The organism is Chryseobacterium sp. CBTAP 102 (assembly GCF_003201365.1).
Taxonomy (GTDB): Bacteria; Bacteroidota; Bacteroidia; order Flavobacteriales; family Weeksellaceae; genus Chryseobacterium; species Chryseobacterium candidae.
Genome location: NZ_QICX01000005.1, coordinates 148,500 through 160,296 on the forward strand (window position 1 = coordinate 148,500; position 11,797 = coordinate 160,296).

Annotated in this window: 14 protein-coding genes; 11 read left to right on the forward strand and 3 right to left on the reverse strand. The window is 36.7% G+C overall.

Features of this window, described 5'->3' with window-relative positions:
* Positions 1–151 precede the first annotated feature (151 nt).
* On the forward strand, positions 152–538 hold the full coding sequence (locus tag C8D70_RS08975; RefSeq protein WP_034696870.1) for an START-like domain-containing protein: 387 nt from the start codon (positions 152–154) through the stop codon (positions 536–538).
* 78 nt (positions 539–616) lie between these two features.
* Positions 617–1,432, forward strand: a complete 816-nt coding sequence (locus C8D70_RS08980) for an aminotransferase class IV (RefSeq protein WP_110367086.1) — start codon at positions 617–619, stop codon at positions 1,430–1,432.
* An 84-nt stretch (positions 1,433–1,516) separates the two neighbouring features.
* Here the strand turns inward: C8D70_RS08980 and C8D70_RS08985 are convergent, their stop codons facing one another.
* Entirely contained in the window at positions 1,517–2,098 is a 582-nt protein-coding gene (locus C8D70_RS08985) for an N-acetylmuramoyl-L-alanine amidase (RefSeq protein ID WP_076596352.1), read from the reverse strand.
* Between the two features lie 103 nt (positions 2,099–2,201).
* A complete protein-coding gene (locus C8D70_RS08990) occupies positions 2,202–2,750 on the reverse strand; it encodes a YqgE/AlgH family protein (RefSeq protein ID WP_076596351.1) in 549 nt (182 codons plus the stop codon).
* A gap of 24 nt (positions 2,751–2,774) precedes the next feature.
* On the opposite strand from C8D70_RS08990, the gene pdxH reads away from it, so the two are divergent.
* Positions 2,775–3,416 carry a pyridoxamine 5'-phosphate oxidase gene (gene pdxH, locus C8D70_RS08995; protein WP_110367087.1) on the forward strand — a complete coding sequence of 214 codons (642 nt, stop codon included), beginning with the start codon at positions 2,775–2,777 and terminating at the stop codon, positions 3,414–3,416.
* Between the two features lie 246 nt (positions 3,417–3,662).
* Here pdxH and C8D70_RS09000 read toward each other — a convergent pair whose 3' ends face one another.
* Complete coding sequence (locus C8D70_RS09000; protein WP_002976900.1) at positions 3,663–3,953, reverse strand: HU family DNA-binding protein; 291 nt, start codon at positions 3,951–3,953, stop codon at positions 3,663–3,665.
* Positions 3,954–4,352: 399 nt separating this feature from the next.
* On the opposite strand from C8D70_RS09000, the gene panD reads away from it, so the two are divergent.
* The 8 genes from panD to C8D70_RS09040 all read left to right on the forward strand — a co-directional run bounded on the left by panD (position 4,353) and on the right by C8D70_RS09040 (position 11,772).
* A complete protein-coding gene (panD, locus tag C8D70_RS09005) occupies positions 4,353–4,703 on the forward strand; it encodes an aspartate 1-decarboxylase (protein ID WP_002976902.1) in 351 nt (116 codons plus the stop codon).
* Between the two features lie 3 nt (positions 4,704–4,706).
* The gene (locus C8D70_RS09010) at positions 4,707–5,735 is read left to right on the forward strand and encodes a lysylphosphatidylglycerol synthase transmembrane domain-containing protein (RefSeq protein ID WP_110367088.1); all 1,029 of its coding nucleotides are present in this window, start codon (positions 4,707–4,709) and stop codon (positions 5,733–5,735) included.
* Positions 5,736–5,913: 178 nt separating this feature from the next.
* Positions 5,914–6,489 (forward strand): TerD family protein, encoded by a 576-nt coding sequence (locus tag C8D70_RS09015; RefSeq protein ID WP_076596348.1) that lies wholly within the window; start codon positions 5,914–5,916, stop codon positions 6,487–6,489.
* Positions 6,490–6,516: 27 nt separating this feature from the next.
* On the forward strand, positions 6,517–7,194 hold the full coding sequence (locus tag C8D70_RS09020; protein WP_110367089.1) for a TerD family protein: 678 nt from the start codon (positions 6,517–6,519) through the stop codon (positions 7,192–7,194).
* An 85-nt stretch (positions 7,195–7,279) separates the two neighbouring features.
* Positions 7,280–7,918: a vWA domain-containing protein gene (locus C8D70_RS09025; RefSeq protein ID WP_076596346.1), complete on the forward strand. Its 639-nt coding sequence runs from the start codon at positions 7,280–7,282 to the stop codon at positions 7,916–7,918.
* A 17-nt stretch (positions 7,919–7,935) separates the two neighbouring features.
* A complete protein-coding gene (locus C8D70_RS09030; protein ID WP_110367090.1) occupies positions 7,936–8,979 on the forward strand; it encodes a TerY-C metal binding domain-containing protein in 1,044 nt (347 codons plus the stop codon).
* Complete coding sequence (locus tag C8D70_RS09035; protein ID WP_110367091.1) at positions 8,979–10,256, forward strand: PP2C family serine/threonine-protein phosphatase; 1,278 nt, start codon at positions 8,979–8,981, stop codon at positions 10,254–10,256. The genes C8D70_RS09030 and C8D70_RS09035 overlap by 1 nt, the downstream gene beginning before the upstream one ends.
* A gap of 4 nt (positions 10,257–10,260) precedes the next feature.
* A complete protein-coding gene (locus tag C8D70_RS09040) occupies positions 10,261–11,772 on the forward strand; it encodes a helix-hairpin-helix domain-containing protein (RefSeq protein ID WP_110367092.1) in 1,512 nt (503 codons plus the stop codon).
* Positions 11,773–11,797: the final 25 nt, after the last annotated feature.

Sequence of the window (11,797 nt, forward strand, 5' to 3'; positions counted from 1 at the left end):
TTTTGCATGGTAATTTTTAGCTTTAAAACATAACACCGCAGTTATTCAAATCCCGTGATAAATATCATGCAGATTCTATAAAAAAGTAATTGTTTTTTTGCGTAATAAAAAAATTAATTTATATATTGCGGGACGATAAAACAAAGATTATATGGCGAAACATAAAGTCCATTACGAATTTCCAATGCACTGTTTATCAGAGATTTTATATGAATATCTGGCAACTGCAGAGGGATTGTCTGAATGGTTTGCGGATGAGGTAACAGAGAAAGGCGATGATTTCTTTTTTAGCTGGGGTGGAGGTCCTGCTGAGAAGGCCACTTTGATCAGATATAAGCCTGAAGGTTTCGTGCGTTTCAGATGGGAAGAAGATGAAGGAACAAAAAATTTCTTTGAAATGACTATCACAATTGATGATATTACAGAAGACCTTGCTTTAAATATTACAGATTTCTGTGAAGAAGGTGATGAAGAGGAAAATGCAATGTATTGGGAAAATCTTATCGAAAACCTTAGAATAAAACTAGGTGCGGCATAATCCCGGGCTATAGGAAATGATAAAACTGATGAACGATTTATCGTTCATTATTTTTTTGTAAATAAATTACATCAAAAATTGGAAAATCAATATTTTACATCAGACGAGTTAAATGTAAAGAACAGAGCTTTTCTTTGGGGAGACTCAGTAAAAGTTTCTTTCTTTGTAAGAAATGGTAGATTGATCATGGACGAAGAGTGCTATTTTTTTCTGATGGCTTCCATGAGAAAGATGAGACTTAATATTCCTTTGACGTACACCCTGGAGCTTTTCCAGACTCTTTTTCAAAAAGAAATTATTGAAAGTAAAGGAGTAGAAAATGGAATTATCAATTTTCAGGTGTTCAGAAATGATGATGGAGTAACACTAGCGAAATCTTCTGTTTCCTATTTTTACGAAGTGACGGAAATAGCGGATGTACTTGCTGTTCATCAGAGACCTCTTGAATTGGATTTGATTAAAGAAATCAACGTTAATAATAACCTTTTAAGCAACATCAGAGTTCACTGTCCGGAAAATATCTACGGGGTAATTTATGCCCAGGAAAATGACCTTGACGATGTGATTCTTCTGAATCCAAACAAAAGAATAGCGCGTACCACAGCCGGAAATCTTCTCTTTTTAGAGGGCGACGTTATCAAAGTACCAAAGCAGACAGAAGGAGCTTACATTTCTCCTCTGATGGAAAACTTTGTTACTTTTTTACACAAAAATAACCTTGCTGATATTCAGGAACACGAGATTATCGCTTTTGAATCCCAGAAGGCTGAAGAAATTTTAATGATTTCTGATGAGAAAGGTATATTTTCTGTAGGTAAGATAAGAAACAAAACTTTTGAAACGACCCGCTTCTCCGAGCTGGTAGAAAGCTGGAAACAAAGTTTTAATCAATAGAAATTGACAAACCCGGTAAACAACAAAGTTCCAGAAGTCCTTTACCGGGTTTTATTCTGAGTAAATCAGAAATTGTTTCTTTATTTAATATTCGTTGATAATCTCAACAAATTTCTGTGCGATTTCTTTCTGCCCCTTTTCACTGGTAATATAATTCCTGTTGTCGGAATTATTAATGAAGCCAAGCTCTACCAATACAGCAGGTGCTTTGGTCTCTCTTAGCATGTGAAGATTACGCTCCTCAATTTTACAGGCATTGAATTTCTTGTAGATTTTTCCGGCCAGTTCCTTTGAAACGTCAGAATTCTGAACGTAAACTTCAAATCCGTTGTCAGATCTTTCTTTTTGCGGAGAACTGTTAACGTGAAGGGAAAGGACCATTTCAGGGTTCAGCCTATTGATCAGATCTGTTCTTTCAGTAAGGGTAGGAGAACTGTCTGAATCCCTTGTTAGAATAATTTCATATTTATCCTGGTTTTCATTGATTTTCCGAATTTCCTTAGCAATGCTTAATGAAATATTTTTTTCCAGAATTTCACCATAAACAGCCCCAAAATCATTTCCGCCATGTCCGGCATCAATGACAATATATTTTTTATTGGTAGGAGTAAATGATAAAAACGCTGTAGAAACTATTGATAAAGCAAGTAGGGTAATACCTTTCATATCAGTGATTTTGGTTTTCCAAAGAACGGAAAAAATTTCTTTAAAATTGGTTAATAGAATCTTAAAGTTTGTTAATTTTCGGAATAATATGAAAAATATACATTTAATTTAGGGATATGTCTTCAGGTGAATTGGCCCAGAGAAGAAATTCCCCTCCAAGATTCTGCATAATAGACTTCCAGAGTGTCTGATCATTGGGAAGGGTATAATCAAGATTATAGACATCCACAACCGTCCACATTTTCCTTTGAACCTCCGTATCCAGCTGATTAGGAGACCAGCCAGAGTATCCCGAAAATATTTTAATGTGTTCAATATCAAGTTCACCGCTTAAAACCGCATTAATGATCCGCTCAATATCTTCTGTAAGGTAGTATTCATCAGTAATGTCTGTATAAATTTCTGTAACTCTTTTGCCTTTTACAATGAAGAATACCTTGTCATTTTCTACAGGTCCTCCATCATATACCTCAATTTTAAAGTCAAAAAAATCTTTGAATTTGCTACTCATCTGGCTGTTCTTTTTATTCAATATCAAACCAAATGCACCACTTTCATTATGTTCAATAACCAATACTACTGATCTTGAAAAAATATCACCGGAAATGTCGGGTGTCGAGATTAATATTTTACCTTTGTATGAGTGATTCATACTCAAATTTAATAAAAAATATTTATGGAAAACCTGCACGACAAAAGAAAAGTGTACGAGAAATCCCAACTTATTGAAAGTGAGATAAAACAAAATCCAATTGAACAGTTTAGAGACTGGTTTTTGGAGGCAAGCGAGAACCCAATGATCTCAGAAGCTAATGCTATGGCGGTTTCTACAGTAGAAGAAGATGGGTGTCCAAGAACAAGAATGGTGCTTCTTAAAGCATATACCTATGAAGGGTTTATTTTTTATACCAATTATAACAGCAGAAAAGGAAAAGCAATAGAAGACAATCATAAAGCCTGCCTGCATTTTTTCTGGCCTAATCTTGAAAGACAGATTATCATCAAGGCTGATCTTGAGAAAGTGGCAGAAAACCTTAGTGACGGTTATTTTCATTCAAGGCCGAAAGGAAGTCAGCTTGGAGCTGTGGTCTCCCCGCAAAGCCAGGTGATCCCAAACAAAGAGTTTCTGGAAGAGAAATTAAAAGAACTGGAAAAGGAGTATGAAAATACGGAAGTACCAAGACCCGCCAATTGGGGCGGATATATTGCAAGACCTTATGAAATAGAATTCTGGCAGGGAAGGCCAAACCGTCTTCATGACAGGATAATTTATGAACTTGAGGACCTTGACTGGAAGATTTCGAGACTGGCTCCGTAATGAGAGAATCTGGGGGTAGAAGCCAGTGATGATGTTTGTGAAATATCAAATCATCATCCTGAAAATATAAACTTTGTAATATCAATGGAGCGGGCTTTAGCCCGCTTATTTTTTAAGTATAATAGCCAAAACATAATCATCTTTAGGAGCTTAAAACTTCTTAATGGTTTAAGTTTCCTGTTATTGTTTGAAAACAAAAAAGGCTATTTCTTAGAAACAGCCCTTGAATTTTTTTAATCTGAATGATTATTTTTTCTTAGCACCTGAAACTGCATTTGATAAATCTGCTCCAGCTTTGAATTTAGCAACTTTTTTAGCAGCAATTTTGATCGGTTTTTTAGTTGCAGGGTTAATACCTTGTCTAGCTGCTCTCTCAGCTACTGAGAAAGTACCGAAACCTACTAAAGAAACTTTTCCATCTTTTTTCTTTAAAGTAGTTGTAACGTTACCAATAAAAGACTCTAAAGCAGCTTTTGCTGCAACTTTAGTGATACCTGCATCTTTTGCGATTGCGTCGATTAATTCAGACTTGTTCATAATTTTTAATATTAAAGTTAGTTCGTAATTATAGCAAATATAGTACTATTTTCTAATTGTGCAATTTTTTTATTAAAACTTGTGAAAATTTTTTACTTTTCACTGAAATCAGTTAAAATATGATAATTCCACTTTTCACAGAAAATCTACGTTACAGGTCACTAAAATCATGCCAAATGCTTATGTGTATTGACTTTAGCAAAAAGCTGATATTATTTTTCGTATTTATTAAATCCTAAATTATATATAAACAATTAATTTTTTTGACCATATGATTATTAAATTTATAATTAATTTTTATATTTTTTGTGTTTTGTTAAATTAAATCCCTGTGTTTGTGGGAGTTTTAAAATGTTAATAAAGGCCTGTTTTATTAATTTTTATTAATAAATTTGCAGCATGTTAATAGAAGTTTTCAAGTCTAAGATTCATAGGGTGAGAGTAACTGCCTCTGACCTTAATTATATAGGGAGTATAACGATTGATGAAGATCTTATAGAAGCTGCCGGCCTGGTAGTGGGAGAAAGAGTCTATATCGTGAATGTGAATAACGGAGAACGTTTTGATACCTACGTGATCAAAGGGAAAAGAAAATCAGGAGAAGTATGCCTGAATGGTCCTGCAGCAAGAAAAGTACAGAAAGATGATATCATCATCATTATTGCCTATGCTCAGATGACCCCGGAAGAAGCAAAAGACTTCCAGCCGAAAATCGTTTTCCCGGATGAAAAAACAAATCTTCTTACATAGTACATGGAGAAAACATCAAAAAGTCCGGTAAAATCAATACTTACAATAGTAATATCGCTTGCTTTTGCAGGCTTTTTTTTATGGCTTGCCTTAAAAGGGCTGGATTTTAAAGTCATTCAGAAGTCTCTGGCGAAAGCAAATTATCTTTGGGTATTGTTTGCTTCCGTATTTGGTCTTCTTGCGTACTGGTTCAGAGCGATCCGCTGGAATCTGATGCTGGAGCCAATGGGGCACAGGATTTCAAATTCCAATGCACTTTGGTCCATATCATTTGGATATCTGATGAATCTTACCATCCCCAGAAGTGGAGAAGTGGCAAGAGCAACCGCTTTATATGGCGTGGAAAAAGTACCTGTAGACAAATCTTTCGGAACCATTATTTTGGAAAGAGTTGTAGACCTGATCTGTATGCTAGGTTTCTTAGGATTGACATTATTGTTTAAATACGAAGCTATTCTGTCATTCTATAAAAATTCAGGAGTGGATATTAATCCTAATAAAATAATATTAATGCTTTCTATTCTGGTAGTAGGAACAGTTATATTTTTTGTATTTAAAAAGAAACTGGCAGAAGTTCCGTTTTTAGGAAAAATAGTCAGCTTTATTGATGGTATTTTTCAAGGGATAACCTCCATCTTTAAATTAAAAGAAAAAGGAAAATTCATTCTTTATACATTAGGAATCTGGATTTGCTATTATCTGGCCGCTTATCTGGTGTGTTTTGCTCTTCCTGAAACATCCGCATTTACCTTTGCAGACGGTTTCTTCATTATTGTTGTAGGAACATTAGGGATGATTATCCCTGCCAGTGGAGGAATCGGAGCATATAACCTGGCCATGAAGTATGGTTTTATGGCTCTTTTCATTTCAGTAGGAAAAAGTGCAGATTTCGGGGGTGAAATGGGGCTTACCTATTCCTTTATTTCTTTACCGCTGCAGATTGTGATTATGCTGGTCATGGGATTAATCTCAATTCCTATGCTGACAAAAGCAAGAAATGCCGCTGTTTCGGATAAAGAATTTGAAAATTAATTCAACACATTTTTAAATATACAAGGTTCAATTTTTTAATTGAACCTTTTTTTATGGCCATTTTGTGACTTAAAGAGTTTAAAATTAATCGGTAGGGAACATTTTTTCATCAATAAATTTGGTCAGTTCATAAATCACTTCTATCTTAATGCAAAAAATAATCATAATATAAAACACTATGGCAATTAATCTCCAGAAAGGACAAAAGATCGAGATAGGATTAACTAAAATGACGATTGGATTAGGCTGGGATCCGAATGAAGGAACCGGCTACGACTTTGACCTGGATGCTTCTGCAATCATGATTGATTCTGACAGAAAATTAGTAAGCGAAGAATACTTTGTTTTTTACAATAACCTGAATTCTCCGGACGGAGCTCTTACCCATACAGGGGATGATCCGAGTGGTAAAAACAGCGATGGTGATGATGATGAAGCGATTATTATAGACCTTGATAAAGTAGATTCAAGAGTGGAAGAGATTCTTTTTGTGGTAACCATTGAAGATTTTGAAAGAAGAAGACAGAATTTCGGACAGGTAAGAAATTCTTATATCAGAGTGGTAGATAATAACTCCAACCAGGAAATTGCAAAATATGAACTGGATGAAGACTTTTCTATTGAAACCGGTGTAGAGTTCGGAAGACTGTATAAAAGAAACGGAAGCTGGAAATTTGAAGCTTCAGGAATAGGATACAGAGCAGATCTTGGCTTCTTCCTTGAAAAATACTACAAAGGACAAATCATCAAATAAATCATCAAATACAAAAAAACTATAACTATGGCAATCAATTTACAGAAAGGACAAACGATAGATTTGAGAAAAAATGACCGTGGCGAAAGCGTTTATGATCTTTCAAAAGTAACCATCGGTTTAGGATGGGACGTAAGAAAACAAAGCAGCGGATTTTTTGGGAAACTCTTCAGTAAAGAAGCAGAATATGACCTTGATGCAGTAGCATTTCTTTTAGATGGCAACGGAAAAGTAGCTAATCTTGGAAGAACGGTGCAAACCAATGACGGAAGACAGATGGGGCTTTATCAGGGAGATGTGGTATTCTTCAATTCCATGCAGCATCCAAGCGGGAATGTATGGCTTACCGGAGACAACAGAACGGGAGCAGGAGATGGAGATGATGAACAAATCATCGTAAAACTGGATCAGCTGGATCAGAGTTACCAGAAAATTGTATTTCTGGTTACCATTTATCAGGGAAGAACCAATAACCAGCACTTCGGAATGATTGAAAATGCATTTATCCGTGCGGTAGATGCTACAGGAAAAGAAATTACGAAATACAGCCTTTCCGGTGATTCAAGTATGAACGGAATGTGTGCAATGGTTTTTGCAGAAGCATATCGTCATAACGGAGACTGGAAATTCCGTGCTGTTGGAGAGCCGCATCATACAGATAACTTTATTGATATTCTGAGACAGCAATACGCGTATTCCAACTAGATTTTCAATTTTTTCAACTCACACAAAAGCCGGCTTGGAAGTCTCCGACTTCCTCCGCCGGCTTCAGAATTAATATTTGTCTATAATGAGCAGGAGATTATTAGCTTATTTTTTATTAGATACTTCGGGATCTATGAACGGAGAACCTATTCAGGCGCTGAACAATGGTTTTAACGGCCTTATCAGTATGCTTCGTGCAGATCCGCAGGCGATGGACAGCCTGCATTTGAGTGTCATTACCTTCGACAGAGAAGTTAAAAATATCATCCCATTAACAGATCTGGTAAGTTTTTATCCCATGGAAATAACCTGTCCGGATAGCGGTCCAACGCATACTGGAGCAGCGCTGGAAATGGTTTCGGAATTGGTGCAGAAGGAAATAATCAAAGAATCTGCCGATACAAAGGGAGACTGGCAGCCACTGTTATTTATATTTACAGATGGAAAACCTTCAGATATTCAGAAATACAGACAGATGATTCCGGTGATCAGGGGACTGGAATTTGGTGCCATCGTAGGATGTGCTGCAGGCCCGAAAGCAGATGAACAGTTTCTCAAAGAACTGACCGATCATGTCGTGAAGCTGGATACTACGGACGCTATTACACTTTCTTCTTTTTTCAAATGGGTGAGTTCTTCTATTACACAGGGAGGGCAATCACAGAATACCGGAGAAAATCTCATATTACCTCCACCACCATCGGAACTTAATATTATTATTTAAAAAACTGTCTTTACACAATGAGAAGACTGCCTATTTATTTTTTAGTAGACATCTCCGAATCTATGGTAGGAGAACCTATTGAGCAGGTACAGGAAGGTATCGCCAATATTATAAGGGAATTAAAAAAAGATCCCTATTCACTTGAAACCGTTTATATTTCTGTAATCGGTTTTGCAGGAGAAGCGGAAGTGATTACTCCGATGCAGGATATCATCAGTTTTTATCCCCCTAAAATTCCAATTGGAAGCGGTACATCACTTTCTCAGGGCTTGATCAAAGTAATGGATTGTATCGACAGGGATATTGTGAAAACAACGTATGAAAGAAAAGGCGACTGGAAACCTATCGTCTTTCTTTTTACAGACGGAGTTCCTACTGATGATGCTACCAAAGCCATTGAAAGATGGAACAATAAATACAACGGGAAATCCAATACGATTGCCGTATCTATTGGGGAAAATACCAATTACAAACTTCTCGGTTCTCTGGCAGATAATGTTTTACTGTTCAATAATTCCGATGAAAATTCTTACAAAGAGTTTTTCAAATGGGTAACAGATTCTATTAAAACTACCAGCCAGAGTGTAACAGAAGCTAAAAAAGAAGGAATTAATTTGTCTAAAATCGATTCCATGATTCTTGAAAAAGTAGATCCTGAAATGGAACAGAGATTCCCGGATAATAATTTTGTAGTATTGAACGGAAAATGCCAGGAAACGGAAAAACTTTATCTGATGAAGTTTAAAAAAGCATTTGCAGAATCAAGTATTCCGGGAATGGCTACAAGATACTACAGGCTTGACGGAGCGTATAAAATTGATGAAAAAGCCTACTACAGGCTTTCCTCCAATCAGAAAACACAGCTTAAAATCAATATAGAAGAACTGGACGGAGGAACTTCATGTCCTCACTGTGCGAATCCTATTGCATTAGCTACCTGCTCATGTGGAGGTATTCACTGCCTGAGAGGAGAAGGATACAGCAAATGTCCATGGTGCGGAACTTCGGATTATTATGGATTTTCCGGCGGCGGATTTGATATTAACAGAACTCTGGGGTAATGATGGGCAAATTTTTCAGAAAGTCTGCTGATGGATCCAAACCGAAAACTATGGAGCAAACACTTATCTATAAAGAAAAAGAAGAATTTAAAGATGCTCATTGGGTATTGAAAAATGCCAGTGCCAAACAGTTCTATGAATTCAGTTTCGATATGGAAGAGTTTCCTAACATCAAGATTCAGAAAATCGGAAACCTGGAAGAAACAGGACTTAGTTTTGAAAACGGAAAAATTTCAGGAACTCCGGTTACTAATAATATGTATCATCTGGATGTTCAGTTTTATCACATTCAGGATCAGAATCAGATTGAAACAAAGAAAATACAGCTCTTTGTGAATGCAGATCCGAAAGACCTATGGAAAAATATTCCAGGCGATAAAAATGCAATTTTTTATAAGCCGGAAGAAGATTCATTCAAAGGTTCTTTTTCAGATAAAAAAATTGTGGTGGCTTCCAAAAGAGGGCGTTCCCATGCCCATGAAGGGAAATTTCGCGAAGATGATTTTGCTGTAAATTCGCTTCCCTTAAACTGGAATATTGTTTCTGTTTCAGATGGAGCAGGCTCAGCAAAGGCCGCAAGAGAAGGTTCAAGACTGGCAACAACAACCATCAATCAGTTTTTCAATTCACAGGAGGTTTTAAACCGGATTGAAGATAATATCAGCATGCTGTACAACCGTCAATCTTCCGACGAAGAAAAATTGGAAGCTCAACAGAAAATTATCAATGTTTTATCGGAAAGTGTTGTACATGTTTATCACGCATTAGAAAAAATAGCCGCAGAAAATGAACTTTCTTTGAATGATCTGCATGCAACCCTTATTTTTACTTTGGTTAAAAAGTTCAGTTTCGGATATGTTATTCTGAGCTTTGGAGTAGGAGATTGCCCCATCAATCTGATTAACACTGACTTTTCTGAAGTAAAACTTTTAAACCAAATGGATGTGGGAGAGTTTGGTGGTGGCACTCGTTTTATCACCATGAAAGAGATTTTTAATGAGAAAATAGCTTCCCGTTTTAGAATTACGTGTGTGGAAGATTTTTCTTATCTGGTACTGATGACGGATGGTATTTATGATCCTAAATTTACCACAGAAAGTAAACTGGAAGATACAGAAAGCTGGAAAGCCTTTTTTGAAGACCTTGCAGGAAATAATGATGACAGAACAAAAGCAGATTTTATCAACGATGAAAAAATTGATGAAGAACTTTTGATCTGGAGCGATTTCTGGAGCAGAGGAAACCACGATGACCGTACATTGGCAATAATCTATTAATACCATGAAAAAGACCATTAAGGTTGTTTCTGTTCTGGACACAGCCAAATCCTATGAATATGTAGATGAAAACCCTATCCGGGGCGGTGTGAAAGATGTTTATTTTTCGCCTGATAAAGAATATGTAGTCGCTTTCTACCGGAATCCGCTGGATGAAGGACAGAAAGAAAGGATTATGAGAATTGTCTCCACCTATCTTCAAAGCATACAGAACGGAAATACTTCTGAATACTTCCTGAATGAAATTTTCAGGTGGCCTTATGATATTGTTGAAAGAAATAAGCTCACAGGAATTGTAGTTCCTGTTTATCACCATAAATTTTATTTTACCAAAGGCTATATTGGTTCAGATAATATACAGGGACAGGATAAAGTAGGAAAGTGGTTTACTGCCCCCATGTTCAGGAATCAGCAGTATCCGCTGAGACTGGATCAGTCAGAACTGGGAGATTGGCTGAGCTATTTCCAGATTGCAGTCAATATCAGCAGAGGAGTAAAAAAGCTGCATCAGATGGGGCTGGCACATTCCGATTTATCATACAATAATATTTTGGTAGATCCTGTTACAAAATCCGCATGTATCATTGATATTGATGGCCTTGTTGTACCCAAACTCTTTCCACCGGAAGTGATAGGCACCGCAGATTTTATTGCCCCTGAGGTGTTGAAAACAAAACATTTGAATCTTCAGGATCCTAACAGACATTTACCCAATCAAAAAACAGATCTGCATGCTCTTGCCGTTCTGATTTATATGTATCTGCTGAGAAGGCATCCTCTTCGTGGAGGTAAAATCTGGGATCTGGATTCCGAAAAAGATGAAATTTTATCCATGGGAGAAAAAGCGTTGTTTGTAGAACATCCCGAAAACCCTTCCAATCAGGTAAAAGCAGATCATCTCAGAAAATGGGATGCATTCTGGGGTGATCCTCAGAAGATTCCTTATACGGTTACAGGCCCTTATCTTTCAGAATTGTTCAGAAAAACATTCATAGACGGATTACATGATCCCATCAGACGTCCCACGGCCAATGAATGGGAAGCCGCTTTGCTTAAAACCGTAGATCTTATCCAGCCTTGCCATAATTCCGGCTGTACTGAAAAATGGTATGTCTTTGATAATACCAGCAATCCAAAATGTCCGTTCTGCGGAACACCTCATCAGGAAACACTTCCTGTATTAGATCTTTATTTCAGATTTGATGATGAGGTATGGAAGCCCGAAAATCACAGGCTGATGGTCTATCATAACCAGTATCTGTTCAAATGGCATGTTTCCAGAAAAGTAATACGCAACGAAAACCTGACCATGCAGGATAAAATGCCTGTAGGATATTTCACATTCCATCAGGGAAAATGGGTATTGGTGAATCAGGGATTATCCGGAATGAAAGATGTCACAGAACAAAAAGAAATTCCGTCAGGTTCTATGGTAGAACTCACCGATGGTAAAAAAATACTTTTATCTTCAGAAGAAGGCGGAAGATTGATCTACGTAACCATGGCAAATCAGTAAAATACATAATAGATGCTTGTTTCAG